Origin of the sequence: Acinetobacter sp. MB5, from assembly GCF_003261585.1 — a bacterium.
Classification (GTDB): domain Bacteria; phylum Pseudomonadota; class Gammaproteobacteria; order Pseudomonadales; family Moraxellaceae; genus Acinetobacter.
The window spans coordinates 341524-367600 of record NZ_POVU01000002.1 but is presented as its reverse complement, the minus strand read 5'-3'; the positions used below and the strand labels follow the sequence as shown (position 1 = coordinate 367600).

General features: G+C 43.5%; 24 protein-coding genes. 12 read left to right on the top strand and 12 right to left on the bottom strand.

Annotated elements, in window-relative coordinates:
• The first annotated feature begins 49 nt into the window (after positions 1 to 49).
• Positions 50 to 226: a hypothetical protein gene (locus C1A47_RS17725; RefSeq protein WP_171294327.1), complete on the top strand. Its 177-nt coding sequence runs from the start codon at positions 50 to 52 to the stop codon at positions 224 to 226.
• Between the two features lie 33 nt (positions 227 to 259).
• Here the strand turns inward: C1A47_RS17725 and nth are convergent, their stop codons facing one another.
• The 3 genes from nth to C1A47_RS04415 all read right to left on the bottom strand — a co-directional run bounded on the left by nth (position 260) and on the right by C1A47_RS04415 (position 2672).
• The gene (gene nth / locus C1A47_RS04425; RefSeq protein WP_111892806.1) at positions 260 to 946 is read right to left on the bottom strand and encodes an endonuclease III; all 687 of its coding nucleotides are present in this window, start codon (positions 944 to 946) and stop codon (positions 260 to 262) included.
• Positions 946 to 1743: an RnfABCDGE type electron transport complex subunit B gene (locus C1A47_RS04420; RefSeq protein ID WP_111892804.1), complete on the bottom strand. Its 798-nt coding sequence runs from the start codon at positions 1741 to 1743 to the stop codon at positions 946 to 948. Before C1A47_RS04420 ends, nth begins: the two co-directional genes overlap by 1 nt.
• A gap of 149 nt (positions 1744 to 1892) precedes the next feature.
• Positions 1893 to 2672, bottom strand: a complete 780-nt coding sequence (locus tag C1A47_RS04415; RefSeq protein WP_111892802.1) for a ferredoxin--NADP reductase — start codon at positions 2670 to 2672, stop codon at positions 1893 to 1895.
• A 101-nt stretch (positions 2673 to 2773) separates the two neighbouring features.
• On the opposite strand from C1A47_RS04415, the gene tsaA reads away from it, so the two are divergent.
• Together tsaA and C1A47_RS04405 are read left to right on the top strand one after the other, a co-directional pair.
• On the top strand, positions 2774 to 3490 hold the full coding sequence (gene tsaA / locus C1A47_RS04410) for a tRNA (N6-threonylcarbamoyladenosine(37)-N6)-methyltransferase TrmO (protein WP_171294326.1): 717 nt from the start codon (positions 2774 to 2776) through the stop codon (positions 3488 to 3490).
• A 107-nt stretch (positions 3491 to 3597) separates the two neighbouring features.
• Complete coding sequence (locus C1A47_RS04405; protein WP_111892800.1) at positions 3598 to 5379, top strand: GspE/PulE family protein; 1782 nt, start codon at positions 3598 to 3600, stop codon at positions 5377 to 5379.
• Positions 5380 to 5540: 161 nt separating this feature from the next.
• Here C1A47_RS04405 and hemP read toward each other — a convergent pair whose 3' ends face one another.
• Positions 5541 to 5711: a hemin uptake protein HemP gene (gene hemP / locus C1A47_RS04400; RefSeq protein WP_111892798.1), complete on the bottom strand. Its 171-nt coding sequence runs from the start codon at positions 5709 to 5711 to the stop codon at positions 5541 to 5543.
• A gap of 147 nt (positions 5712 to 5858) precedes the next feature.
• Between hemP and C1A47_RS04395 the strand changes: the two genes are divergently transcribed.
• Positions 5859 to 6755 (top strand): NUDIX domain-containing protein, encoded by an 897-nt coding sequence (locus tag C1A47_RS04395; RefSeq protein WP_111892795.1) that lies wholly within the window; start codon positions 5859 to 5861, stop codon positions 6753 to 6755.
• Here the strand turns inward: C1A47_RS04395 and C1A47_RS04390 are convergent.
• A complete protein-coding gene (locus C1A47_RS04390) occupies positions 6752 to 7294 on the bottom strand; it encodes a tetratricopeptide repeat protein (protein WP_111892793.1) in 543 nt (180 codons plus the stop codon). The two genes, C1A47_RS04395 and C1A47_RS04390, sit on opposite strands and share 4 nt — an antisense overlap.
• Before the next feature lie 75 nt (positions 7295 to 7369).
• A complete protein-coding gene (mrcB, locus tag C1A47_RS04385; RefSeq protein ID WP_171294325.1) occupies positions 7370 to 9751 on the bottom strand; it encodes a penicillin-binding protein 1B in 2382 nt (793 codons plus the stop codon).
• A gap of 190 nt (positions 9752 to 9941) precedes the next feature.
• Between mrcB and C1A47_RS04380 the strand changes: the two genes are divergently transcribed.
• Together C1A47_RS04380 and C1A47_RS04375 are read left to right on the top strand one after the other, a co-directional pair.
• Complete coding sequence (locus tag C1A47_RS04380; RefSeq protein ID WP_111893091.1) at positions 9942 to 10853, top strand: NAD(+) kinase; 912 nt, start codon at positions 9942 to 9944, stop codon at positions 10851 to 10853.
• On the top strand, positions 10850 to 11122 hold the full coding sequence (locus tag C1A47_RS04375; RefSeq protein WP_111892789.1) for a YeaC family protein: 273 nt from the start codon (positions 10850 to 10852) through the stop codon (positions 11120 to 11122). Before C1A47_RS04380 ends, C1A47_RS04375 begins: the two co-directional genes overlap by 4 nt.
• A 39-nt stretch (positions 11123 to 11161) precedes the next feature.
• Here C1A47_RS04375 and C1A47_RS04370 read toward each other — a convergent pair whose 3' ends face one another.
• A complete protein-coding gene (locus C1A47_RS04370; RefSeq protein ID WP_111892787.1) occupies positions 11162 to 12163 on the bottom strand; it encodes a glycosyl transferase family protein in 1002 nt (333 codons plus the stop codon).
• Positions 12164 to 12467: 304 nt separating this feature from the next.
• On the opposite strand from C1A47_RS04370, the gene pheA reads away from it, so the two are divergent.
• The 4 genes from pheA (at position 12468) to C1A47_RS04350 (ending at position 18917) form a co-directional block, all read left to right on the top strand.
• Positions 12468 to 13574, top strand: coding sequence for a prephenate dehydratase (gene pheA / locus C1A47_RS04365; RefSeq protein WP_111893089.1), 1107 nt, complete (start codon positions 12468 to 12470; stop codon positions 13572 to 13574).
• A 44-nt stretch (positions 13575 to 13618) separates the two neighbouring features.
• Positions 13619 to 15877, top strand: a complete 2259-nt coding sequence (locus C1A47_RS04360; RefSeq protein ID WP_111892785.1) for a bifunctional prephenate dehydrogenase/3-phosphoshikimate 1-carboxyvinyltransferase — start codon at positions 13619 to 13621, stop codon at positions 15875 to 15877.
• A gap of 117 nt (positions 15878 to 15994) precedes the next feature.
• Positions 15995 to 17350: an 8-oxoguanine deaminase gene (locus C1A47_RS04355; protein ID WP_111892783.1), complete on the top strand. Its 1356-nt coding sequence runs from the start codon at positions 15995 to 15997 to the stop codon at positions 17348 to 17350.
• Positions 17351 to 17456: 106 nt separating this feature from the next.
• Positions 17457 to 18917 carry an aminoacyl-histidine dipeptidase gene (locus C1A47_RS04350; protein WP_111892781.1) on the top strand — a complete coding sequence of 487 codons (1461 nt, stop codon included), beginning with the start codon at positions 17457 to 17459 and terminating at the stop codon, positions 18915 to 18917.
• A 208-nt stretch (positions 18918 to 19125) separates the two neighbouring features.
• Here the strand turns inward: C1A47_RS04350 and rtcA are convergent, their stop codons facing one another.
• From rtcA to C1A47_RS04335, 3 genes are all read right to left on the bottom strand, one after another.
• A complete protein-coding gene (gene rtcA, locus C1A47_RS04345) occupies positions 19126 to 20166 on the bottom strand; it encodes an RNA 3'-terminal phosphate cyclase (protein ID WP_111892779.1) in 1041 nt (346 codons plus the stop codon).
• A 364-nt stretch (positions 20167 to 20530) separates the two neighbouring features.
• Entirely contained in the window at positions 20531 to 21529 is a 999-nt protein-coding gene (locus tag C1A47_RS04340; protein WP_111892777.1) for a ribonuclease Z, read from the bottom strand.
• Between the two features lie 304 nt (positions 21530 to 21833).
• Entirely contained in the window at positions 21834 to 22463 is a 630-nt protein-coding gene (locus C1A47_RS04335) for an alpha/beta hydrolase (protein ID WP_111892775.1), read from the bottom strand.
• A gap of 129 nt (positions 22464 to 22592) precedes the next feature.
• Between C1A47_RS04335 and yaaA the strand changes: the two genes are divergently transcribed.
• Both yaaA and C1A47_RS04325 read left to right on the top strand, forming a co-directional pair.
• A complete protein-coding gene (yaaA, locus tag C1A47_RS04330; RefSeq protein ID WP_111892773.1) occupies positions 22593 to 23372 on the top strand; it encodes a peroxide stress protein YaaA in 780 nt (259 codons plus the stop codon).
• Positions 23372 to 24004, top strand: a complete 633-nt coding sequence (locus tag C1A47_RS04325; protein ID WP_111892771.1) for a metal-dependent hydrolase — start codon at positions 23372 to 23374, stop codon at positions 24002 to 24004. Before yaaA ends, C1A47_RS04325 begins: the two co-directional genes overlap by 1 nt.
• A gap of 6 nt (positions 24005 to 24010) precedes the next feature.
• Here C1A47_RS04325 and phrB read toward each other — a convergent pair whose 3' ends face one another.
• Complete coding sequence (gene phrB / locus C1A47_RS04320; protein WP_111892769.1) at positions 24011 to 25441, bottom strand: deoxyribodipyrimidine photo-lyase; 1431 nt, start codon at positions 25439 to 25441, stop codon at positions 24011 to 24013.
• A gap of 97 nt (positions 25442 to 25538) precedes the next feature.
• Entirely contained in the window at positions 25539 to 26021 is a 483-nt protein-coding gene (locus tag C1A47_RS04315; RefSeq protein ID WP_111892767.1) for an FKBP-type peptidyl-prolyl cis-trans isomerase, read from the bottom strand.
• Positions 26022 to 26077: the final 56 nt, after the last annotated feature.

Below are 26077 nucleotides of genomic sequence, written 5' to 3'. Positions count from 1 at the left end.
AGCCCTCATTTATTGTAGGGCTCTTTTTTTATATAGGGAAAAGCAGACGATGTTGAAATTGGCACTGATCGCCTTAGTGATTATCAGCTTAGTGGGGCTGATCTTTTTACTTTTACAAAGCAAGAAAATGCTTAATGATGTAGTGAAAGAGCATAAACAAGCATCTAAACCCCAACCAATTCCTCAACCCACTAAGAAATCAACGCCATCTAAAAAGAAACGCTAATTTAAAATTGATTCTTAGTGTGATGAATTAAAATCAATCTTCTTTTTTAGGCTTTACAGGTTTGACCGCACCAAACTCAAAACGGTCGGCCCAGTTGCACACATCGGAAACCACACATTCAGCACATTTGGGTTTACGTGCGATACAGCAGTAACGACCATGCAAAATCAACCAGTGGTGTGCATCAATCATAAATTCTTTTGGAATGACTTTAATTAAGCGTTGCTCAACTTCAAGTACATTTTTACCGACAGCCAAACCTGTACGATTACCTAAACGGAAAATATGCGTGTCCACTGCCATAGTTGGGTGTCCAAAAGCCGTATTGAGCACCACGTTGGCTGTTTTACGTCCAACCCCTGGAAGTGCTTCCAAATCTTTTCGATTATCTGGAACTTGGCTGTGATGTTGACCGATTAAAATTTCACAGGTCTTGATCACGTTTTCAGCTTTTGAATTATATAAGCCAATGGTTTTGATATAGCTTTTTAAACCTTCTAAGCCTAGCGCCAAAATCTGTTCAGGCGTATTGGCAACAGGATAAAGTTTATCAGTGGCTTTGTTAACACTGACATCGGTGGCTTGAGCTGAGAGCATGACCGCAATAAGCAATTCAAAAGGCGATGAAAAATTGAGTTCGGTCGTTGGTTCAGGACGCTGTTCACGTAAGCGTTCAAAAAAAGTTTGAACCTGCTTTTTGGTCATGTTCTTACTGGACATTAGCCTTCACCTTGCAGTACATTTAACTCAGCATTGAGCTGTTCAAGTTGAGCACGTTTCGCTGGGTTGTCGCGTACGCTGAGCTGTTTTTCAAGTTTCTTAATTTGAGTCCGTAGTTTAGCCAGTTCAATGGTCGTCTTGGCATCGGCAACCAAATCTTGTTCAGACGATTTTTCAACACGCTGAATGGTGGGTACGCTATTTAAATAACTTGAGAATTGGACAAATAACTCGCTATCAATTTCAGCGCGGACAATCGGCCCTTTGCGTTCGGTGCGGCGCTGCTCTTCACGGTGGATATGTGCATAATAACGATAGCGTAGATCATCTTGCTGTTCGGTTTGCTGTGTTGCTGTCGGTAAAGCTTGCGTATCTTCTACTAAATCAATGCAGTCGACAGGACAGGGTGGTATGCACAATTCACAACCTGTACACAGATCGCTTAGAATACTGTGCATTAATTTACCACTACCAATAATCGCATCGACAGGGCAGGCACTAATACATTTGGTGCAGCCAATACATTCATCTTCACGAATCACCGCTTTCATGCGCTGAGGTCGACCATCTGCCTGAATATCCCAAACACTTTCTTCGGCTTTGAGCAAAGGGCGATTGAGTAGCTGTGCAATGGCATCGGCAACAGGCTGCCCCCCTGGGACGCATTTGTTGGCTTCTTCACCCTCACTAATTGCTTTGGCATAAGGCAAACATCCATCACGATGTCCACATAAACCGCACTGGGTTTGTGGCAATAATGCATCTATTTGCTGGATGAGAGGGAACGGCAAACTCATTTGGCTACGGCTATGCTAAAAACGAAAGCAAGAATTGTGCAGAAAAATGCCGAGATCGACAAGCTTTTTTACAGCCGATGTCTGATTTTTCAATACGTTCAAACAAAAAACCGAAGCACAGGACTTCGGTTTTTTAGAGCATCGTGGAATTATTTTTCTACGAAAGCACGTTCAATCACGTAATCGCCCATTTCGCCCATACGTGGAGATTCTTTCAAACCATGTTGGTCAAGAAGCGCGGCAACGTCTTTCAGGAAGTGTGGGCTACCACAAAGCATTGCACGGTCAGTTTCAGGGTTGAAACGTGGTAAACCAGTTTTTTCAAACAATTGACCAGACTCAATTGCAGTTGTTACACGACCTTGAGTATGGAATTCTTCACGAGTTACAGTTGGGTAGTAGACCAATTTGTCTTTAATGCCCAATTCTTCGAAGAATTCGTTGTTTGGCAATTCATCTAAGATCAAGTCTTGGTAAGCCAATTCGCTGATGAAACGTGTACCGTGAACCACGATCACTTTTTCAAAGCGTTCATAAGTTTCAGGATCACGAATCACAGACAAGAATGGTGCTAAGCCTGTACCTGAAGAAAGAAGGTACAAGTTTTTACCTGGGAGTAAGTCATCAAGGACTAAAGTTCCTGTTGGCTTTTTAGAAATTAAAATTTCATCGCCCACTTGGATTTTTTGCAAAATCGAAGTCAATGGACCGTTTTGTACTTTAATCGAGAAGAATTCAAGTTCTTCTTCATAGTTGGCACTTGCAATTGAGTAGGCACGCATTAACGGCTTGCCATTCACTTCAAGACCGATCATGACAAACTGACCATTCTTAAAGCGCAGGCTTTGATCACGTGTTGTTTTAAAACTAAATAAAGTGTCATTCCAATGGTGAACATGTGTTACACGTTCAGCGTTAAAAGCAGCCATTCAAGCAATCTCAATATGGATAATAAAAACTGAGGTGTATTTTAATCTAAAATGATTGCCGATAAACTGAATATATTTAATTGTGTTTATAAGAAAAAGTGATGATCGCTCCGCTCCAAGTTCCCGTTATTGGTTTCATGCAGTCTCCATTCAAAGAAAAGTTTGGTATTCCACGTCAGCCGAATCTGGTGGATGTTGAATCTTATATTGTGATGCAGGCTCCGTATGATGATCCACTCGCCTTTGTCGGCATCGAAGAATTTAGTCATTTATGGCTGTTGTGGCAATTTCATCAAAATAAGCCGCTTGAACGTTTCCGACCACAAATTCGTCCACCAAGATTAGGTGGCAACCAAAAAATCGGGGTGTTTGCTTCACGCAGTATGTATCGACCTGCACCGATTGGTTTATCCGTTGTCCGTTTTAAACGTGTTGAACAGGTTGATAATCAATTACGTGTGTATGTGTCGGGTGCGGATCTGCTCGATGGTACACCGATAGTCGATATAAAACCGTATATTGCTTATTCCGATGCTATTCCTGATGCGCAAAGTGGTTATGCTCGCGAAGCACCAGTACTCAAACAGGTGGTTTGGTCTGAAATAGCATTATCACAGCGTATTCAACTTGCTGAAAATGGATTAGGTTCATCTCAACTATATCAGGAAATTGAACAGGTATTGGCACTCGACCCACGTCCTGCCTATCAAGATGATCCTGAACGTGTTTATGGATTACATTTTGCTGATTTGAATGTTCGGTTTCAGGTGAGGGTGAATGAGATTGTCATCGTTGAATTGATTCCATATACCGACTAATCAATGCTTTATAGAAAGATAGTTTTAGTTCAAATCATTAATGCTTACAGCATAAAGTGCTAACATAGCCTGCATAAAATCATAATGATCATGTAGGGGTTTTTTTCATGCAGTCAAATCAGCGGTTTAAACAATTTTCTTATTCTATTGATTTGACTTGGTGTTTAGATCAGTTGCTTTGGGATGACATGATGACTGAGCGTGATCAGGCATTAGTTCAGACTACACATCGCAACAAAACACAGTTGGCATGGCACCCTTTACAGTGGATTGCACAATTTGATTTAAGTCTTCCAAATGATCCTGACAAAAAGCTGACGCTGAATTTTTTGTGTCAGTGGCTCGCCCAGAAAGCCAATTTACCATTTTATGTGATTGATCCGCTTAAAGCAGATGTTGCGGCACTCACTGCGGTCATGTCACAAGAATTTGCCATTCGAAATCACATTTTGGCAGTTGAAGTGAATGACACCGAAGTTTTGATCGGAACAGATCAACCTTTTTTAACGGATTGGATCGGGTATCTGGAGAATGGTCTTAAACCCAAAAAAATCCAGCGGGTTTTTTTAAGTCCTGAGCAGTTACAGCGCTATGTCACAGAGTATTACCAAGTCAGTCGTGCAGTAAACTCATCGCAGAAGAATCAGAGTTATGAACGAGATAATCGCGGTGTGGAAGCGCTGTTGCAATTGGGCGAAACCAATCAGAACCCAGATGCCAATGATCAGCATATTGTGAAATTGGTGGACTGGATTTTACAGTTTGCCTTTGAGCAAGGGGCGAGTGATATTCACCTTGAGCCACGCCGTGAACAGAGTAAGGTGCGTTTCCGTATCGATGGGATTTTACACACTATTTATAAAATGCCTGCCAATACCTTGGGTGCAGTGATTGCTCGTATTAAAATTTTAGGGCGAATGAATGTTGCTGAAAAACGCAAACCCCAAGATGGACGTTTAAAAACTCGTACGCCACGAGGTTTGGAAACAGAGTTGCGTTTAGCGACCTTGCCCACTGCTTTTGGTGAAAAAATGGTCATGCGTATTTTTGACCCTGAAGTCTTGGTGCGTAACTTTGAACAGCTCGGCTTTGATCAAAATTTATTGAATCATTGGCATGAACTGACCCAGCATAGTCATGGCATTATTTTGGTTACAGGGCCGACAGGTTCAGGGAAAACCACCACGCTATATTCAACTTTAAAACAACTGGCCACAGATGATGTAAATGTCTGTACCATCGAGGACCCGATTGAGATGATTGAGGGTAGCTTTAACCAAATGCAGGTCAATCACGGGATTGAACTTGGCTTTGCTGATGGTATTCGAGCTTTAATGCGTCAAGACCCTGACATTATTATGGTCGGGGAAATCCGTGACCAAGACACCGCTGATATGGCGATTCAGGCAGCGCTGACAGGCCACTTGGTGCTTTCAACACTACATACCAATGATGCACCTTCGAGTCTGACCCGTTTGCATGATTTAGGTGTACAGCCATTTTTATCTTCTGCCACATTGCTCGGTATATTGGCACAGCGTTTAGTGCGTAAGCTGTGTCCAGCATGTAAACAAGAAGTACCTATCAATGAAGCCCAGTGGTTGCATTTAACCGTGGACTATACAGTCGATGTTCCAAAAACCATGTATGTTCCTGTAGGTTGTGAAGCCTGCCGTTATACAGGTTATAAAGGGCGTGTTGGGATTTATGAGTTTATGCCGATCAGCTTACAAATGAAGCAAATGATCAGTGACAATGTCCCTTTAAATACTCTACGTTTTCAGTCGAAAAAAGAGGGTGTAGAGCCACTCCGAATTGCAGGTGCGCGAAAAGTTGTTGCAGGTGTCACTTCGCTGGAAGAAGTCTTACGTGTCGTTCCATTAAGTTAAGTATTAAAAAAGTCACATAAAATTAGTAATTTAAGGTTGGAAAGTTGTGAAATCAACTCGAAGTTATTTTTTTTGAAAAACTTCAATAAAAAACAGCACATTGCTCAGATGTGCTGCATATTCCCACGTTTATTATTATATGACACTGTTTTAAGTTCTTATTATTTGGTGAGAATCAGTCGATTGTTGCGTGTTAGACGTAAACGGTATTCTTCCCCTGCATGCATAATGCGAATTTCACGCCCGAGAGCAAATAGGTTGTTGGAATGAAGCATTGGCAGAGATTGGGCAGTATCAGTGTTACGAGTAAATAAGCTAAATGGTGCGTTCATCGTATTTATTCCGTGGTGTCGGTGAGTGATTTAAATGATAATCATTATCGAATAAGACTGTCAACGAAAATTTGGTACTGAATCAGAAAACTTTGTAACATGCTCAGCATGAGACAAAACCATGTTGAAAATTGAAAAGGATGAGTGATGCAAAAATCCCAAGTTGAAGTGGCAATTGGGCTATTATTTTCCAAAACACGCGTTCTCGTTGGATGGCGCGATGCTCAGCAACATCAGGGAAATAAAGCAGAATTTCCTGGCGGAAAACTTGAGCAGGGTGAAACTGCCGAACAAGCCTGTCGCCGTGAAGTTTTAGAGGAAGTTGGGATTAATTTGGCTGATTGGCACCCGTTTGAGCTGATTCAACATGAATATGAGGATGTCATTGTTCGATTGCATGTGTTTTTTAGCTATGTGCCTGAAGAAGATTTGAGACAAATCCAACAGCCATGGCAATGGTATACACGTACCGAATTAGCCAACTTGAATTTTCCAAAAGCTAACCGACAACTGGTTCGACGCTTGGTGTTGCCACAACGTATTAAAATACGCACGCAATTAGATGAACTGGCTGATTTGGATGTAGGGCAAGTTATGTACTACCGTCCCGAGCATCAAGCTGATGCAGCAGTTTTGCAAGCTTTAACTCAAGAACAATTAAACAAGCTGATTTTGAACAAAACATGGGCTGAACAGCTAAGCCTAGAGCAACAGTCACAACTGGTGGCGATTCATCTTAAACAACCACAACTATTTGCCACACAACGTGGAGAGCTAAGTGTTGGGCAGTGTTATCTGGCAGCATGTCATGATTTACAAGGGCTGCAACACGCGCAGAAAATTGGATGTGACGCTGCATTGTTGAGTCCTGTACTGGCAACAGCTACACATCCAGAAGTTCAAGGTTTGGGTTGGAGTCAATTTCAGCAGCTTGCTCAGCAAGTTGACCTTCCAATTATTGCTTTGGGTGGTTTAAAGCACGAAGATTTAGGGATAGCCCAACAACATGCAGCTTATGGTATTGCGGGCATTTCTCAGGTTTAAAGCTGGCTCAGTGCTTGTTTGGCTTGCTGAATAGCACTGGCGTTATGTTGCGCTTGTGCAATTTGCAAACGGATGTGCCATAACTGTTTTTGGGTAGCACTGTCATCTGCCAGACTTAAACCACGTTGAATTAAAGACTGCGCATGACTGTAGTCATGTTTTTTATAGGCAACTTGTGCAAGTACAACATAGCTTTGAGCAGCTTGTGGTGAAATGCGCTGTGCCTGTAAAGCAAGGTGTTGTGCTTCGGTCAGATTGTTACGTTGTAATGCTTGATTTGCGCGTTGAATGAGCTGACGGAAAACAGGTTTTTCTGAACCGTCTGGGGCTGCTACAGGTTGTGGTGGAACAGGAACGGGTGAACGTTTGATTTCAGGAACATGGTAAGGTGTAACAGTGACACCATTTGCATCGTGAAGCGGTTTTTTTTCTGTCGGGGTTGTTGCTTGATGTGTTTTGGGTTGTGGTTGATGTGCTAACTGAGTACAGCCAACAAAACTCAGACTCAATAAACAACTACTGATCAGTTTGAAATGCATTCGCGAGAGCTCTCCATCTAGATACTTTAAAAAAAGAATTGGGCAAATAGTAAAGACTATTGCCCAAAGATGAAATTACTGTTCGTAACTGCCACTTGAAATGACGCGAGTAGGTGAATCACTGTTGTCTGAATTGTTGCTTTCTCGAATTAGATTTTCGATGTTGTCGGGGCTGGTGGTTGCTGGTGCAGATGCAGCAGGTTGTTCAGTAGGTGCTTGATTGTCAGGAACACCGCAGCTACCTCCTGGGGCAGGTAAATGATTAGCCAACAATGGAATATACATATTACCTGGGCAGTTTTGCGCAGTGAGTTGACCTGATTTCACATCGACCCATTGCCATTGAACATTTTTTGGCTGCTTGATGTTGACGGGCTGCTGGCGCAACTGCTTCATGACATTGACCCATACAGGCAATGCACCAGAAGAACCTGTTAAGCCAGTGATCTTGTTGTTATCTAGACCCAACCAAACAACAGCCAAGTAATTACCTGAATAGCCAGCAAACCATGAGTCACGGGTATCGTTGGTTGTCCCTGATTTACCTGCAAGTTTCAGGCTTGAAGGTAAGCTACGGTAAGCCGCGCTACCTGTACCGCCATTCATGACTTGCTGTAAACCGTAGTTCAAGACATAAGCATCGGCAGGATCAATGGTTTGCTGAACTTCTAAACCATAACGATCTAGAGTTTTACCATTTTGATCGACGACAGAACGAATGGCTTTTGTTGGATACTTAAAACCGCCTGTTGCAAAGTTGTTGTAGATGCCTAAAACTTCCATTGGTGACAAGTTGACCGCACCGAGGAAAATTGATGGATAGGCAGGAATGTCACTCGTTACGCCAAATTTACGTAACTGGTTGGTGAAAGTTGCCACGCCAAATTCTTGACCTAAGCGTACTGCTGCGAGGTTGTAAGAGTGCTGTAATGCTTGAACCATTGGCACCATGCCATGCTCACCACCTTCATAATTTTTAGGTGTCCATGACGAGCCTTGAGCTGGTATGCTGATGTGGCTGTCTTGAATTAAACTTGCCCAGTTATAACGACCTGAGTGAATTGCACTTAAATAAATTACAGGTTTGAGCAATGATCCGACTTGACGTTTTGCATCAATAGTACGGTTAAAACCTGTGAAGTTTTGTGTTGAACCGACTGCGGCAATCAATTCACCATTGTCTGGACGCTGAATCAAAACCGCACCTTGTAAGTCGCTCAATGCACGTGGATTACGTTTACTGATACTATCTACAGTGTCTTTAAAGGCGTTCTGGATTTTAGTTTGCGCAACAGGGTCAAGCGTTGTGAAAATACGTAAGCCTTGATTGGTCAGATCAGATTCTTGATATTCGCTACGCAATTGGCGACGCACGATATCCATAAAGTCTGGGAATCGAGTTGGGCCAAGTGCTGGTTTTGCCACAACACCCAGCGGGCGAGCTGATTCTTGCTCATATTGGGCTTGAGTCAAATAACCCATGACCAACATATTGTGCAGTACGGTATCTCGACGGTTTTTCGCACCTTCTGGGTTGTGCCAAGGATTATACAAAGATGGTCCTTGAACCAAGCCAACCAGATAAGCTTGTTGAGCAATATTTAGTTCACGTAATGGCAGGCCAAAATAGAACTGTGATGCCAAACCATAACCATTGATCGAATAGTTACCATTTTGTCCTAAGTGAACTTCATTGAGGTAAGCTTCAAGAATTTCGTCTTTGCTATAATGCATTTCAAGCAATACAGCCATTAACGCTTCATTTACCTTGCGTTTTAAGGTTTTTTCTGGCGATAAATAGAAATTTTTCACCAATTGTTGCGTTAAAGTCGAACCGCCCTGACGTTTACCACCCGTAATGTTACTCACGATGGCACGTGCAGTACCGCGTATTGAAATACCATGATGATGATAGAAGTCACGGTCTTCAGTGGAAATTAATGCTTCAATCAGTGGTTTTGGTACATTTTTAATTTTAATCAGAACACGGTCTTCATTGTGCTGTGGATAGATCCCACCAATCAATAGTGGTTCTAAACGGGTCATTCCAGTGCTAGAAGGTTTGGTTGTGCGAACATCTTGCATTTCGTCATTAGCAAAGGTGATGTGAAGCACTTGTTCTGGTTCAGTACTATCACCAAAGTCAAAGCCGCGAGTATGTACATACACGCTGTTGCCATTGAGAACATAGCTACCTGGCTGAGTGTAACCATCTGCTTTTTTATAACCCAGTAGGGTGAGTTCCTGAACAAAATCAGGTTCGGCGACAGGTGCTTGATTGTATATTTCTAGTGGGCGTGCATAGACTTTAGCAGGAATATCCCAGCGTTGACCTTCAAATTTCTTGCGGATAACACTATCAAGATGAATGACATACGCACTAAAAGCTAAAAATGCTGCAATAACAACAATACAAAAAATCAGAGGGAGTAAACCAAGACCGCGTTGTGACTTCATAAAAAGTGATAAGCTATCCGACATAAACCCTGTAATCATGCGAAGCTTTTATATATTTTGCAATGATTATTCGCGAAACAATACAAAATTAAGCAATAATTTAGCGTTTTATCAGAGACTTCGTATTGTTTTTTCAAAACTGAAACAACGTGCTATTATTGCTGCGAATCCGAACGGAGCGCTTGAATTGGTGGGAATCTCACACAAGTCGTTTCGCAACATTGGGCTAATTGGACGACCAGAAAAGGCCGCTGTTGTAGAAACACTTTGTCTTATTTATGAGCATTTGCTGAAATTGGGATTACATCCAATTTTTGATGTTGAAACAGCGAAACTAGTCCCTTATCAAAATTGTCAAATTGTCAGCCGTAACCTGATGGGTGAAGTGGCGGATTTGGTTGTCGTGGTCGGTGGTGATGGTTCTTTGTTGCATGCTGCACGTGCGTTGGTAAAGTACAATACACCTGTGATTGGCGTTAACCGTGGACGTTTAGGTTTTTTAACAGATATTAATCCGATTGAAGTTTTGCAAAAGCTTGATCTGGTCTTAAAAGGCAATTTCCAGCTTGATAAGCGTTTCTTGCTTGAAATGGAAGTACGCACCGCAGGCGAAACTGTCTATAGTGCCATTGCACTGAATGATATTGTGCTGCACTCGGGCAAGTCAGTACATATGGTGGACTTTGAGCTGTCGATTGATGGGCAGTTTGTTTACCGTCAACATAGTGATGGTTTGATTGTGGCAACCCCAACAGGCTCTACCGCGTATGCGCTATCTGGTGGTGGCCCGATTATTCATCCGAGCATGGATGCGATTGTCCTTGTGCCGATGCATCCACATACCTTATCTTCACGTCCGATCATTGTTGGTGATCAGAGTGAAATTAAAATTACGGTACGTAAGAATCGTATTTTACCAATGGTGAGTGCCGATGCGCAGCATAGTGTTGCGCTGAATGTCGGAGATGTTTTGTATATTCGCAAGCATCCCTTTAAATTAAGCTTATTACATCCACCTGGTTATGACTTCTATATGGCATGTCGAACCAAGTTGGGATGGCATCAAGATTTTGAAGCATTGCAGCAGCAGGAAGAGTCATGAATATTGAACAAATGCTCTCGGTCTTAGACCCTGAAATTGTAGAACGTCTAAAAACCGCGGTTGAAATTGGTAAATGGCCTAATGGTGTAGCGTTGACTCAAGAGCAACGTGAAATTTGCATGCAGGCAGTCCTTGCATGGGAATATAAAAATTTGCCTGAAGAAGAGCGCACAGGCTATATCGACCGCGGTACAAAAGAAGAAGGGGAAGAGTGTGATGATGACCATCACAAAAATGAACCTGAATTCAAGCCGATTCGATTTGTCTAAATAAAAAATCCCCAAACGGGGATTTTTTATTGCTGCTATTTATTGTTGATGGCGTGTATCCCATAACATCTGTGCTTTTTGCATTGCAGTTTCATAGTTGTCCACAACACCCATGCTATATAAAGCAATGCCCATGGTTTCGACCACTGCGATTTCACCATAGGTATGTTGTTGCTGACCTTCCCAAACCGCTTTAAATACAGCTAAATCCAGTTCTTCTTCAGTTGCGCTGCGTTCTGGTGTGAGTTTCGGGAGTTCATGCTCATACATTTCGCCATCACGAATTCCACAAATTAAAGTTTTAGCATCGGGATTGCGTTCAAATTCGCCACCTTCACCTTTAATCACTGCACTATTCTTATAGCCAAGCGTAAAGGCTGCGCGTTGGTGAGAGCCACGATATGCAGGGTGGAAAATCGCTTGTAATGTGGCTTTGGCATTAAATGGATTGATCAGGCGAGCGAGTGTATGGATTGGTGAACGTAGTCCCATGACATTACGCAAACCAATCAATTCATCTAGAACAGGGGAAATGGCAGCCAGTGGCAGATAGGCAAAATTGCGTTGCTGTAATTGTTGCTCAACTTCGTCTTGTGTATGACAAATTGGATAGTTGAGAAACTCTAAAACCTGTTCGGTATAAACACGGTTTAAGGTATGACCCGCAGCGCCATGCATTACCACGCGATAGCCCTGTTGAGCCAAAGTCAAAGCTGCCAGTAAGAACCACGGATAATGTTTGCGTTTACCCGCATAAGATGACCAGTCTAGATCAACTTCTAGTGGGCGATAATGCAACTGGTCTTTGGTGGCTTGGACAAAACCTGCCAGTTCTTCGACCGATTCTTCTTTCACGCGGAGCAACATCAAAAATGCACCAAGTTGCACATCGAGGACATCACCTTTCAGGATCATGCTAAACGCATCATAGGCTTCTTGAAAAGTCAGGGAACGTGCACCTGTTTTGCCCTTACCAATAATGCGGATATATTGGGCAAATGGATGTTCAAAGTCTTGATAGATATTGCGTTTAGTGGTCATGACGAAACCGCAAAAAATAAAAGATATTCGACATACTAGCACAAGCTGTGCCAGAACCAAGTTCAGTTGATGAGGGGAGTTGCAATCTTGTGCAGTGTATGGTGAACGGGATGAATGTGATAAATAAGTAAGGTATTTGTTCAGGTATCAGGTTTGAGAGTGCCTTAGATTTGTTGAAGTTCAGTTGCTAAATAGGGAAAACCACTCGAAAAACTTGGTTTGCACCTTGGGAGGTGATGACATTTTCTAGTTGAATGTGGTTATACTTGCAGGCAGAAAAAACATGAGCACGGGGCGAAATGACATGATCCAAGACGATCAGAAAACGACTTCTCTGAATTTAGAACAATTGCGTTCGGATATCGACAGCGTAGACCAACAGATTCAAAACCTTTTGAATCGTCGTGCAGGTCTAGCTGAGGCTGTGGCGAAAGCCAAATTTGCCACTGAAGAGAATCCAGTGTTTTATCGCCCTGAACGTGAAGCACAAGTGCTACGTAAAGTGATGGAACGTAATGAAGGCCCGTTATCTGATGCAACCATGGCTCGTTTGTTCCGCGAAATCATGTCAGCATGCTTGGCACTTGAAGCACCGCAAAGTATTGCCTTTTTAGGCCCTGAAGGCACATTTACACAAGCGGCGGCTTTGAAACATTTTGGTCAGGATGCGATTGTGCGTCCGATTGCCACCATTGATGAAGTGTTCCGTGAAGTTGAAGCAGGTAGTGCACACTATGGTGTTGTTCCTGTCGAAAACTCATCTGAAGGAGTGGTCAACCATACTTTAGATTGCTTTAAGACATCAAGCTTAAATGTGATTGGTGAAGTTGAATTACGTATTCATCACCAGTTTTTAGTGTCTGAAAATACCCGTAAAGACAGCATTAAACAGATTTATGCACATCAGCAAACTTTGGCACAGTGCCGTAAGTGGCTCGACATCCATTATCCTGGTGTTGAACGTGTTGCAATGACTTCTAATGCCGAAGCAGCACGCCGTATTCGTAATGAATGGCATTCAGCAGCAATTGCTTCTGATATTGCGGCTACGATGTATGGTTTGGAAATCTTGCATAGCAATATTGAAGACAATCCTGAAAATACCACACGTTTCTTGGTAATTGGTCGTGAAAAAATTCCTGCAAGTGGCAATGATAAAACATCTTTATTAATTTCTGCACATGACCGCGCAGGGGCATTGCTGGATATTTTAGAGCCATTTGCCAAACACAATATTAGCTTGACCAGTATTGAAACCCGCCCAGCACTTCCTGAAAAATGGGCGTATGTGTTCTTTGTTGATTTAGAAGGGCATATTGACCAGCCGAATGTTGCTGCTGCGATTGAAGAAATTCGTCCGTTTGTTAAAGAATTACGTGTATTGGGTTCTTATCCAGTTGCGGTACTTTAAACAAAATAAACGCAGAAATTGGATTTAACACAGAGGCGAATTTGGTGGTAGTTTCAGAAACACAGCCCTTGTTTAAAAAAGTGGCATTTATTGGGCTAGGCTTGATTGGTTCAAGTCTGGCACGCGTGATTCAGGCAGAAAGTTTGGCAACTCAGGTGGTTGCCTCAACGCGTTCAGCCAAAACTTTACAAGATGCGAAAGTATTGGGGCTGATTCAAGAGGGTTACACTTCTGCAATTGATGCTGTAAAAGATGCGGATTTGGTGGTCTTGGCGCTGCCTGTACAAGCGACTGAAAAAGTCTTGGGACAGATTCAACCGTATTTAAACGCCGATGCAATTTTAACCGATGTCGGTAGTACCAAAGGCAATGTTGTCGCTGCGGCTCAGCGCGTTTTTGGTGACAGTTTACCTGTGGGTTTTGTCCCTGGACATCCGATTGCAGGCAGTGAACACACGGGTGTACATGCAGGTAAAGTCGATCTGTTTGCGCATCACAAAGTGATTTTGACACCATTACCAACCAGTGCAGATTGGGCAGTTGAAAAACTGGTGGCACTTTGGCAGGCAGCAAAAGCCGAAGTGATCTGTATGGATGTACAAAAACACGATGAAGTGTTGGCGCATACCAGTCATTTACCGCACCTGATGGCGTTTAATCTGGTGGAACAACTGGCAAACCGCGAAGATAATCTGGATATTTTCCGTTATGCCGCAGGTGGCTTCCGTGATTTCTCACGGATTGCTGCATCTGATCCGCAAATGTGGCATGACATTTTCTTTGCCAACAAGACTGCAATTTTAAAAGCGGTTGATGGCTTTGAACAGCAACTCGCAATTATTCGTGGGCTGATTGAAAAAGAAGATTCTCATGCGCTGATGGGCTTACTCGGACATGCTCAAGCTGCGCGTCAACATTTTAACCATATGCTTGCCAAAAAACCTTTAATGGAGAAAGACAAGGTGACTCAACAATTTACCATTCAACCTCAACAGCATCGTTTTGAAGGAACATTTACTGTTCCAGGTGATAAATCGGTGTCACATCGTTCGATTATGTTTGGTGCAATTGCTGAAGGCACAACACATGTCACTGGTTTCTTGGAAGGTGAAGATGCTTTGGCAACTTTACAGGCATTCCGTGACATGGGCGTGTCGATTGAAGGGCCTAAAAATGGTGAAGTGACCATTCATGGTGTCGGCATGCACGGTTTGAAAGCACCTGCAAGTGCGTTGTATATGGGCAATTCAGGCACCAGTATGCGTTTGTTGTCTGGCATGTTGTCTGCACAAAAATTCGATACTGTCATGACAGGCGATGCTTCATTGTCAAAGCGTCCAATGGAACGTATTGCCAAACCACTTCGTTTAATGGGTGCTCAAATCCAGACCACAGGCGAAAAAGGCACACCACCAGTCAGCATTACAGGTGCTCAAGCGCTCAAAGGCATTCAGTATGATTTGCCAATGGCATCTGCTCAGGTGAAATCAGGGATTTTATTGGCAGGTTTGTGGGCAGAAGGTGAAACTTCGGTGACTGAACCTGAACCAACACGTGATCATACAGAACGTATGTTGCGTGCTTTTGGTTATGAAGTGAAAACAGAAGGTAACCGTATTCGCTTGCAAGGTGGCGGTAAGTTAGTGGGGACTGACATTCAAGTGCCTTCTGATATTTCTTCTGCGGCATTCTTTATGGTGGGTGCAGCAATCTGTGAAAATGCAGATGTGACCTTGGAAGCGGTCGGGATTAACCCGACCCGTACTGGCGTGATTGAAATTCTCAAAGCAATGGGTGCTGACCTTAAAGTGTTGAATGAGCGTATTGCAGGCGGTGAACCGATTGCGGATATTCGTATTCGTGCAACACGCACATTAAAAGGCATTCATATTCCTGAAGATCAAGTGCCGTTGGCGATTGATGAATTCCCTGCATTGTTTATTGCTGCGGCATGTGCCGAAGGTGAAACAGTGCTGACAGGTGCGGCTGAACTGCGTGTCAAAGAGTCTGACCGTATTCAGGTGATGGCAGATGGCTTGCAAGCCATGGGCATTCAATGTACCCCAACTGAAGATGGCATTATCATTCAAGGTCAGGGCAAATCTGGTGACTGGTCTCCAATCTTTAAAGGCGCTCAGATTGAATCACACCATGACCACCGTATTGCGATGAGCTTTAGTATTGCAGGCTTACGTGCTGCACAAGCGATTACCATTGTGGGTACTGAAACCGTTGCAACAAGCTTCCCGACTTTTACCGAACTGGCAAATCAGGCAGGTTTAAGTATCGAAGTGTCTGAATAATTCGATCTGTTAGAAATAAAAAGCCAAGCATATGCTTGGCTTTTTTTATGAGAAAAACTGAATAAACAACAACGCGGCATATAAATTGCTTCTCCCTGTGGCACAGAGGAGAAAGGCATGAGTATTACACTTTGGATTAAGAATCCATTGGCAATTTTTACCGCAAATGAACAAGATGCCCGCGGTGGTTTAGTCATTCAAAATGGAAAGATTATTGAACTGGTGGCACAGGGACAGCAGCCAAAAACAGCGATTGATCAAGTCTATTTGGCGAATCAAGATGTGATCATTCCGGGATTGATCAACAGTCATCATCATTTTTATCAAACCTTAACCCGTGCGTGGAAACCTGTGGTCAATGCGCCATTATTTCCTTGGCTGGTCAATCTGTATCCCGTTTGGGCGAAATTGACACCAGAGCAATTGCATTTGGCAACTCAAGTGGCTTTGGCAGAACTGGTCATGTCAGGCTGTACTTTGGCAGCAGATCATCATTATCTCTTTCCGAGTCAGTTGACCGATGCGATTGATATTCAGGTCAAAGCGGCGGAAGAACTCGGGATGCGTGTCATGCTCACGCGCGGTTCGATGAGCCTTGGGCAAGCGCAGGGCGGTTTGCCTCCACAGCATACAGTGCAGGACATGCAGACTATTTTAGAAGATAGCGAACGATTGGTGCAGCAGTATCATCAGCGTGGTGCAGATGCGATGGTCAATATTGCTCTTGCGCCGTGTTCGCCATTTTCGGTGACGCCTGAAATTATGCGTGCCAGTGCAGATTTGGCGGAAAAACTAGATGTTCGTCTGCATACGCATTTGGCGGAAACCTTGGATGAAGAAGCTTTCTGCTTGAAAATGTTTGGTATGCGTACCGTGGATTATTTAGAAAGCGTAGGCTGGCTCAATTCGCGGACATGGTTGGCACACGGCATCCATTTTAATGCCGAAGAAATTCAGCGACTGGGGAAAAATGGCGTGGGGATTTGTCATTGTCCACATTCGAATATGCGTCTGGCATCAGGCATTTGTCCAACGATTGACTTAATGGCCTCAGGCGCAAAAGTGGGCTTGGGTGTTGATGGCTCTGCGTCTGGGGATGCCTCCAATTTAATTTTGGAAGCGAAACAGGCGTTATATTTGCAGCGTCTCAAATATGGTGCGGAGCAGATCACCCCTGAACTGGCACTCGGTTGGGCAACACAGGGTTCAGCACAGTTACTTGGGCGTGAACAACATCTAGGACAGCTTGCACCTGATTTTCAGGCAGATTTAGCATTTTACCGATTGGATGAACTGCGTTTCTCAGGCAGCCATGACCCGATTTCAGCGCTATTGTTGTGCGGTGCTGACCAAGCCCAGCATGTTATGGTCAATGGAAAATGGGTGGTTAAAGACCGCGAAGTCTTGGGGCTAGATTTAGATAAACTACGCGCTGAACATCATGCAGCCGCAAAGCGTTTATTGGCCGCTTAAGCATTTTTAGGGTGGATGATGGGAATATTGGCTGACTCATCATCCATTTAGAGATTTTACGGTATAGTGAAGACAAATAAATCCATTGACTTGATGAGACCAGAGCATGAATGCCGTTGATTTTTCTCAACTCTCTCCACAAAACGTCTGGCAGCATTTTGCCACTTTATGCCGTATTCCACGCCAGTCCAAACAAGAACAACAACTTCGCCAATATCTAAAAGACTGGGCGGAACAAAAAGGTTTAGAGACTTATGTCGATGTGGTTGGCAATTTAATTATCCGTAAACCCGCAACCTCAGGCATGCAGCATAAAATGGGCGTGATTTTGCAAGGGCATCTGGATATGGTTACCCAAGCCAATCGGGGGACGCTGCATGATTTTAGTCGTGATCCGATTCAGCCGATTTTGGACAATGACTGGTTGATTACACCCAATACCACACTCGGTGCAGACAATGGGATTGGTGTTGCACTGGCTTTGGCTGTGCTGGATGCCGACGATATTGTGCATGGCCCGATTGAGGTTTTGCTGACTGTTGATGAAGAAGCGGGCATGAGCGGCGCACGTTTTCTTGAAGAAAATGTACTGCAAGGCAAGTGGCTGTTCAATATCGATACTGAAGAATGGGGACAACTTTATTTGGGCTGTGCAGGCAGTCAGGATATTGAAGTCGAGCAAGCGCTGACGTATGTGCACACTGATACCGAGCTGGTTGCGGTTGAAGTACAGGTATCAGGACTCAAAGGTGGACATTCAGGTGTTGATATTCACTTGGGGCGCGGCAATGCCAATGTGATTTTGGCTCAGTTTTTACAACAGCATTTGCCAGAACTCCATGCCCATCTGATTGAATTCTCAGGAGGTACAGCACGAAATGCTTTACCCCGTGAAGCGACTGCCAAAATTGCCTTACCTCAAGCAGCATTTGCCCAGTTAGATGCCTTGTTAGCACAAACACAATTGAATTTGCGCGTACAACTTCAAGGTGTAGATGATGCACTTGAATTACATGCTCAGCCATTACAAGAAGCTGTCACCGAAGTGATTGCTCTTGAGCAGCAACAGGCATGGCTCGCTGCTTTGTCGAGCTGTCCATATGGTGTGGCCCACATGAGTCAGGCACTGCCTGATGTGGTGGAAACCTCGAATAATATTGGTGTGGTGCGCTTAAACCATGAGCAAGCCAATGTGCTGATCATGGTGCGTTCAATGGTCAATGATGAACTGGAATCACATGCACATCGTATTCAGCAGCATTTTGAGTATTACGGATTGCATTCAAGTCTTGCGCCGTTCGTTTCAGGTTGGACACCGAATCCTGAATCAGCTGCTTTAAAATGCTTGCAACGGGCTTATCAAGACACTTTTCAGATTGAACCTGAACTTAAAGTGATTCATGCAGGCTTAGAGTGCGGGATTATTGCCGAGCATTATCCTGACTTGCAGATGGTGTCCTTTGGCCCTGATATTCAAGGGGCGCATGCACCAGGCGAACGAGTGAAAGTCGATACTGTTGAAAAATGTTGGCAGTTGTTGATCACTGCATTGGCAAATGTTGATTAAAACAAAGTCCTGATTGGTACAGATATAGGCTGATCAGAATATTTTTACCCATCAACCCTGTACAGATAAATCCTGTGCAGGGACATATTCAGTCAGCCAAACGCCATTTTCTGACTGATAAAACTTGAAGCTATTTTTTAGGTTAATGTCTGAGCATCAAGCTTATAAACAGACTGATTTTAGTCATCTCTGCCATTTTTATGCGCCTCTAAACACTCACAATAATTTCAACATACTGATGCGCATGTTCAATCAACTCAATTTCACAGTCGATAAAACGTTTGATCATTTCCGCTTGGGTTCGGGTATGCTCACTCAAAGTCTGCGTGGTGAAGCGTCCTCCTTGACCCAATGCCAATGGTAATAACAACTGATCTGCCAAATATTCATCGGCAACGGCTTGACCATTCAAATAGTGACGAACATCTTGAGCCAGTTGCAAGGCTGTTTGTTCGCTACTTTTACGTAACTCGCCCAATGCACTAAACACTTGGCAATGCTGTTCACTTTCAATACAGACAAATACACTATTGCCTTGGCTAATGCCTTGTAGCTGCAATTGCTCAGCCTGTTGCAAATCGAGTTTTTGTTGGAGGGTTGCCAGTTCGCGCTCAGCGATATCAGCATCTAAATTTAGGACTGCGGCATAGGCATGTGTGGCTTGCAGTGCTCCACGTGAACGCAAATCGAGTTCTTGTCGCTGCTGCCATGGATGAACAGTCGCCTTGATTTTTCCAGCGCCAATGGGGAAAAATCCCGCTTTTTCCATTTCAAAATCAATCTGAATCCCGATTTTGGCCAGCGTTGGAATAAAACTGTGCTGAATAAAATCGGCAGTCGGTGCCATCGGATTGTGCGTGCCGCCATGAATAATCAATTGACTTGGCGTTGATTGTTGTAAAAGTACAGGTAATAAGGTTTGAAAGACCAATAAGCTGCTGCCTGCTGAACCAATATGAAATTCGTAATGTCTTGCCTGAGTCTGCTGCGGCGCAAAATATAAATATTGACTATGCAAGCCTGCGCCTTGGGTGTAGGCATGACTCATTTGTTGAGAGGCTTGTACGCAAACCACATGCTGACGCATTAAACCAGGCTTTTTGCGCCCAGCACGAATGTTGACTAACTCAAACGGTTTGCCTGTAATCATTGAGAGTGAAAGCGCAGTACGTAAAACTTGTCCGCCACCTTCACCTTGCGAGCCGTCAATGCGGATCGGACTAGGCAAATGTGCCAAAGCTTTGTTCACGGCTTTTTCCTTTTTATTTTTAAATAAGAATATATTGTTAATACATGGCGCTATGAATCCATAAGTTCAAGTAGAAACCAATCCATGATAGATCTACACCATCAAGATCGAATTTTTATGATGAAGAATATTCACTGTCATCTATTTTTTTGGCTTCATCCGTGGTTGAGAAATTGAACAGTTCATCATGATCTACATCAGTGAAATTATATTAAAGCATTATCCACGTTGAGGTTTTTTGGTTTTATGTTGCAGAACTTTGGACTTCGGTGATTGAGAGATCACGATGTTATTTCTATTTGGGAATATCGATTTTAAGAGACCAGATTTTAAAATCAGCATCTCTCAGTAATTGGTCTGCTGCTTAGCGTGGAGTCGTGACTTGGCAAAATCCATGTGCTGCATAGGCGGTTTTTGTCATGTTTCCATCGAGATCAAGTTCGTATCGGTCAAAGTCATGCGCGATCCAAAACTGACCTGAATAATATTGCTCAACTTCAGCTTTTAATGTTTTTGAACCTTGTGCATCGTGATAGCGTGCGCTGATATGCGTCAAGATCAGGTGAGGTAAATGAACTTTCTCGGCAAATTCGGCCAGCATTTTTGCAGAACTGTGCATGGGTGTTGTTCCCACCTTGTCTAAAATGGCTTGGGTGTAGGTTGCTTCATGAATCAACAGATTGGCTGTGGCACAAACATCATTCAACAGTTCAGGCTGGTCATTATCTCCCGCAATCACGGCATGAATTTGCTGAGAGGTGATTTCAAAAAACTGTCGATTTGGAAAATTTTCCCCCTCAAATTCAATGTCCTGACCACTTTGTAAATCGCCCCAAACTTTGCCTTTTGGAATACCCAGTGCTTGTAGCGCAGCAGTATCAAGTTTTTTCTGAACATGTGTAGCCACCACACTAAAGGCATAGCTTGGTACACGATGGTGCAAACGGTGCGTTTGAATCGACAGCACTTCATTGAGTTGATGCGGCCGCTCAAGCAGTGTTTCTACATCAATAAACTCAATGGGATAAGATAAATACAGATCGGTGAGTTGAATGGTCACTTCGAGCCAAGTCTGAATGGCTTGAGGGGCAATAATCGTTAAGGGTTGTGTGCGTGCATTCATTCCCGCACTCGCGAGTAAACCGACTAAACCATAACAATGATCACCATGCACATGGGTAATACAAATCGCTTTGAGCTTGTGTAGGGAAAATCTGGCTTGTTGAAGGCGATGCTGTGTACCTTCGCCAGCATCGACTAAAATCCATTCCTTACTTTTCTGAATACCAATCGCAAGCCCTGCAACATTGCGTGTGAGCGTTGGAACGCCTGAAGAAGTACCAAGAAAAGTGAAGTTCAGCATAGGTTTAAATGCCTATTTGGGTGAGTTAATGATGCACCATCTAGAATGAATTAGAGCGTAAATCTAGATGAATTTCTTTTAATGGATCCAAAGTATAGTGAAGTCATCTTTTTTGAAATAAAACTTTTGGATGAGACAAGAACTTAGAACTGATATTTCACCTGTTCCACATTTGATTTTTGTATGAGCATTTAGAATGCAAAAACAACAGTAATTGGGTTAAAGAGATTAGGTGCATTTTGGGCTGACATGGCAGGATATACAGGTCTAAACCTCAACTTTCCTGCCATGAGATGCCGATTGTTTATAAACGAATATACTGGCTAATCACTTGGCGTAGTTGCTTTAAATAGCCTGTAAAGAAGTGATTTGCGCCTGGGAAAATCGTGATCGGGTGCTTTTGCGGTTTTGCCCATTTCACCATATCACTCAGCAGGGTAATGTCATCTTCTTCACCATGTACAAACAGCAAATCGCCTTGAATTTCTGGGGTTTGATAGTCACGCAGCCCACGTACCATTGCAGTTGGCAGACCACAAAGCACCAACTGTTTTGGACGTTCTGCAACCTCAAGTGTTGCATAACATTTGGCTAAAACATGCGCACCAAAGCTAAAGCCACCTGCATAAAAATCAAGGTTCGGATGCATTTCACGAAGCTGTTGCAAGATTGCCAAAATATCATGGGTTTCGCCAAATCCTTCTTCATGCAAGCCTTCAGTTTGTCCTGCACCACGGAAACTTGGACGGTAAACAATACAGCCACGCTCAGTCAAAATATTCGACAGCAACATCGGCACTTTATGATGCGCCGTGCCACCTTGCAGTGGGTGTGGATGACAAACAATGGCAAAACTGCGGATCTCTGCCTGTGGGCGGTCAACAAAAACCTCAATTTTCCCAGCAGGGCCTTGTAAAAAAATCGTTTCAGGCATAGGACTCGAAGAGCTTAATTTTAAAGTAGGAAGCATGATTGTACCGATAAACGCGATCAGAAACACAGATTGGCGTTAGAAATAGGGGACTGATATAGTGGGCAAAATATAGCAAAAATGAGGATGTCTATGCTGGCTTTAATTTCACCTGCCAAAACACTGGATTATGAAACTGCATTGCCAAGCAGCAACTTTACTCAGCCGCGTCTTTTGGATCAGTCTGAACAGTTGATTGAGGTTTGTCGTGAGTTGTCAGCGTCACAATTGGCAAGCTTAATGAGTGTCAGTGAAAAAATTGCACAGCTCAATGTGGCACGTTTTCAGGACTGGCAAACCGAGTTTGATCTGGCCAATGCCCGCCAAGCCATTTTTGCATTTAAAGGTGATGTCTACACAGGTTTAGATGCCTATGCACTCAATGACTCGCAACTGGATTTTGCTCAGCAGCATTTGCGGATGCTTTCGGGTTTATATGGGCTGCTTCGTCCACTGGATTTGATGATGCCGTATCGTCTGGAAATGGGGACTAAGCTGCAAAACCCTCGTGGTAGCAACTTATATGAATTTTGGGGGAAACGCATTACCGATCTGATTCAGCAAGACTTGCAACACGCCAATAGTCAGATTTTATTGAACCTTGCATCGGACGAATATTATAAAGCCGTGAAAGAATCTGCTTTGGATGCTCAAATTATTAAACCTGTGTTTTTGGATCAAAAAAATGGCAAATACAAAGTCATTAGTTTCTATGCAAAAAAAGCCCGTGGTTTAATGGCACGTTTTGTAATTGAGCAGCAGATTCAACAGGTTGAAGACCTTAAAGCATTTAATAGCGAAGGCTATTATTTTGATGCTGAAAATTCCAATGCCAAAGAACTGGTATTTAAACGTGAGGAGCAGGTTGCATAATGCCGAGCTTTCAGCAGCAGTTTCGTCAGGCGTGGCAAAAACTTTTACCCCAGTTTTTGCCTGAGCACTGGTCAGTCGAGCAACATGAGCGATGCTTGGAAAAACTGCTGCATGCTTATCAGGAACCTCAACGAGCCTATCATCAGTTACAACATATTGTGGAATGCCTAGCGTTATTTGAAATCGTGCAAAACCAGATTGAAGATGCTCTAGCCATGCAACTGGCGATTTTCTTTCACGATGTAGTCTATCAACCGCGTTCAGCAAGCAATGAACAAGAGAGTGCGATGTTGATGCGACAACAACTGGCAGGCGCATTGCCTGAAGCCCAGCTCGACAAGATCGCGAATTGGATTTTGGCAACCCAGCAACATGCCATCGCTTCTGAGTCTGATTTAGCCTATTTACTGGATATTGATCTGGCGATTTTGGGTAGTTCACCACAACGCTTTACTGAATATCAGCAGCAAATCCGACAGGAATATGCGTGGGTGGATGAGCTGATTTATCAGGAAAAGCGTCATACAGTGCTGCGCCAGTTTTATCTGGCACAGCCTTTGTATCAAACCCGATATTTTCAGCAGCATTATGAGCAGCAAGCCAAAACCAATTTAAAGCAGGCATTGGCTTAAATTGCTTTAATCCAAAGCTTTAAAGGCTTCAATCGCACGAACCCGACTGCTTTTCAGATCAACAATTGCTTTCGGATAGTCTAAGCCAGCTTTGTAGCCTTTGGCATAAGGCTCGTGAATAGTTTTATTATCTAAAGATTTCAGTTCAGGCACCCAACGCCGTATATAGTCGCCATTCGGGTCAAATTTTTCAGACTGGCTAATCGGGTTGAATATCCGAAAATAGGGCGCGGCATCTGTTCCAGTTGATGCACTCCATTGCCAGCCACCGTTATTTGCTGCCAAATCACCATCAATGAGATGTTGCATAAACCACTGTTCACCTTTACGCCAGTCGATCAGTAAATTTTTGGTGAGAAACATCGCGCAAATCATGCGTACCCGATTGTGCATCCAGCCCGTTGCAAGCAGTTGACGCATCCCTGCATCGACAATTGGAATGCCTGTTTGACCTTGTTGCCATGCCGCTAAACCTTCGGGATCATCTCGCCATGCAAGTTGCTGGGTTTTCGGCTGAAAAGGTAAGTGTTTAGACACTTGGGGATAGTCAAACAAAATATGCTGATAAAACTCACGCCACAGCAGTTCATCCAGCCAAGTCTGTTGACCTTCATCGGTCAATAAAAACTGTCCTTGCTGTAGGCGAAACAGCGCTTGTACACACTGGCGAATCGACAGAATGCCGATATTTAAATAGGCAGACAATTGGCTTGTGCCTGCTTGGGCAGGAAAGTCACGTTGCTGTTTGTAGTCGGCTAAGGCATCTTCTAAAAAATCATCCAGTTGTTGCTGTGCATGCGACTCACCAATCGGCCAAAGCTGTTGTTGTTCGGTTGGAATAGCGTCATAGCCCAGTTCATGTAGTTCGGGAATTTGCTGTTCTTGTGGTGTGAATTCAAACTGCATAGGAGTTTGAATAGCAATCTCAGGATAGCAGGCAGGCAGTTGCAGATTCAGGCGTTCATAACAGTTTTTCTTAAAAGGAGTAAACACCTGATAGGGTTGCCCTGACTGATTGCGAATGCTACCGATAGGAAATAGTGTACGGTCTTGGTACAGCTCTAGTTGAATCTTGGCTTGAGCCAAGACATCTTGGCAGTGTTTATCACGCTGTAATTCATGAAGACCCAGTTCAACATTGGCATGCACCTGCTGAATCTGAAAGCGCTGACACAGTGCAAGCAAAACAGGTGCGATCTCTTGCCAAAGTGGTACAACCTGAACCATTAGTGGAATATTGTAGTGTTGTAATTGTTGCTGTAACTCGCTTAACTGACGCAGATAAAAGTCCAGTTTAATCGGAGCATCATCATGTTGTTGCCATTGCTGTGGAGATAATATGACAAGGGCAAGGCAAGCCCCGTTTTGGCTGGCGTGCCATAGTGCAGCGTGATCAGAAATGCGTAAGTCTTGACGAAACCAGATCAGGGTAGGCATAAATTCAAATCAGTTTTAAGAACTCGATCGCCTAAAAATAGCATAAAAAAAGCAAAGCACGAGGCTTTGCTTTTTCAGATTTGCAAGAGGCAAAATCTTAGTGGTGGTGACCACCTACGCCATGAACGTGACCGTGATCAAGTTCTTCTTGAGTCGCATCACGAACTTCAACGATTTCAACTTGGAAAGTCAAATCTTGACCAGCAAGTGGGAAGTTTGCATCAACGATCACTGTGTCGCCTTCAACAGACTTAACAGTTACGATTTGCACGCCGTCATCAGTTTGAGCTTGGAACTGCATGCCAGCTTCGATTTTCTCAACGCCTTGGAACATTTGAGCAGGAACTTCTTGAACGAGGTCTGGGTTGTATTCGCCATAACCTTCAGCAGCAGGAACGTTAACAGTCAATTTATCGCCAACAGTTTTGCCTTCAAGAGCTTTTTCTAAACCAGGAATGATGTTGCCTGCGCCGTGCAAATATGCAAGTGGTTCGCCTTGAGATTGGTCAAGTGTTTCACCCTCAGCATTTGTTAGTGTGTAGTGGAATGAAACCACGTGGTTATTTGCAATAGCAGTCATGTTTGTAAATCCATACAGAGTTTTAAAGTCACATCATAAAATGAAAAACTGAATTT

What these genes read in the sequence shown, in the direction of transcription:
- C1A47_RS17725 (WP_171294327.1), top strand. Translation starts at nt 50, where the DNA reads ATGTTGAAATTGGCACTGATCGCCTTAGTGATTATCAGCTTAGTGGGG.
- nth (WP_111892806.1), bottom strand. Translation starts at nt 946, where the DNA reads ATGTCCAGTAAGAACATGACCAAAAAGCAGGTTCAAACTTTTTTTGAA.
- C1A47_RS04420 (WP_111892804.1), bottom strand. Translation starts at nt 1,743, where the DNA reads ATGAGTTTGCCGTTCCCTCTCATCCAGCAAATAGATGCATTATTGCCA.
- C1A47_RS04415 (WP_111892802.1), bottom strand. Translation starts at nt 2,672, where the DNA reads ATGGCTGCTTTTAACGCTGAACGTGTAACACATGTTCACCATTGGAAT.
- tsaA (WP_171294326.1), top strand. Translation starts at nt 2,774, where the DNA reads ATGATCGCTCCGCTCCAAGTTCCCGTTATTGGTTTCATGCAGTCTCCA.
- C1A47_RS04405 (WP_111892800.1), top strand. Translation starts at nt 3,598, where the DNA reads ATGCAGTCAAATCAGCGGTTTAAACAATTTTCTTATTCTATTGATTTG.
- hemP (WP_111892798.1), bottom strand. Translation starts at nt 5,711, where the DNA reads ATGAACGCACCATTTAGCTTATTTACTCGTAACACTGATACTGCCCAA.
- C1A47_RS04395 (WP_111892795.1), top strand. Translation starts at nt 5,859, where the DNA reads ATGCAAAAATCCCAAGTTGAAGTGGCAATTGGGCTATTATTTTCCAAA.
- C1A47_RS04390 (WP_111892793.1), bottom strand. Translation starts at nt 7,294, where the DNA reads ATGCATTTCAAACTGATCAGTAGTTGTTTATTGAGTCTGAGTTTTGTT.
- mrcB (WP_171294325.1), bottom strand. Translation starts at nt 9,751, where the DNA reads ATGAAGTCACAACGCGGTCTTGGTTTACTCCCTCTGATTTTTTGTATT.
- C1A47_RS04375 (WP_111892789.1), top strand. Translation starts at nt 10,850, where the DNA reads ATGAATATTGAACAAATGCTCTCGGTCTTAGACCCTGAAATTGTAGAA.
- C1A47_RS04370 (WP_111892787.1), bottom strand. Translation starts at nt 12,163, where the DNA reads ATGACCACTAAACGCAATATCTATCAAGACTTTGAACATCCATTTGCC.
- pheA (WP_111893089.1), top strand. Translation starts at nt 12,468, where the DNA reads ATGATCCAAGACGATCAGAAAACGACTTCTCTGAATTTAGAACAATTG.
- C1A47_RS04355 (WP_111892783.1), top strand. Translation starts at nt 15,995, where the DNA reads ATGAGTATTACACTTTGGATTAAGAATCCATTGGCAATTTTTACCGCA.
- C1A47_RS04350 (WP_111892781.1), top strand. Translation starts at nt 17,457, where the DNA reads ATGAATGCCGTTGATTTTTCTCAACTCTCTCCACAAAACGTCTGGCAG.
- C1A47_RS04340 (WP_111892777.1), bottom strand. Translation starts at nt 21,529, where the DNA reads ATGCTGAACTTCACTTTTCTTGGTACTTCTTCAGGCGTTCCAACGCTC.
- C1A47_RS04335 (WP_111892775.1), bottom strand. Translation starts at nt 22,463, where the DNA reads ATGCCTGAAACGATTTTTTTACAAGGCCCTGCTGGGAAAATTGAGGTT.
- yaaA (WP_111892773.1), top strand. Translation starts at nt 22,593, where the DNA reads ATGCTGGCTTTAATTTCACCTGCCAAAACACTGGATTATGAAACTGCA.
- C1A47_RS04325 (WP_111892771.1), top strand. Translation starts at nt 23,372, where the DNA reads ATGCCGAGCTTTCAGCAGCAGTTTCGTCAGGCGTGGCAAAAACTTTTA.
- phrB (WP_111892769.1), bottom strand. Translation starts at nt 25,441, where the DNA reads ATGCCTACCCTGATCTGGTTTCGTCAAGACTTACGCATTTCTGATCAC.
- C1A47_RS04315 (WP_111892767.1), bottom strand. Translation starts at nt 26,021, where the DNA reads ATGACTGCTATTGCAAATAACCACGTGGTTTCATTCCACTACACACTA.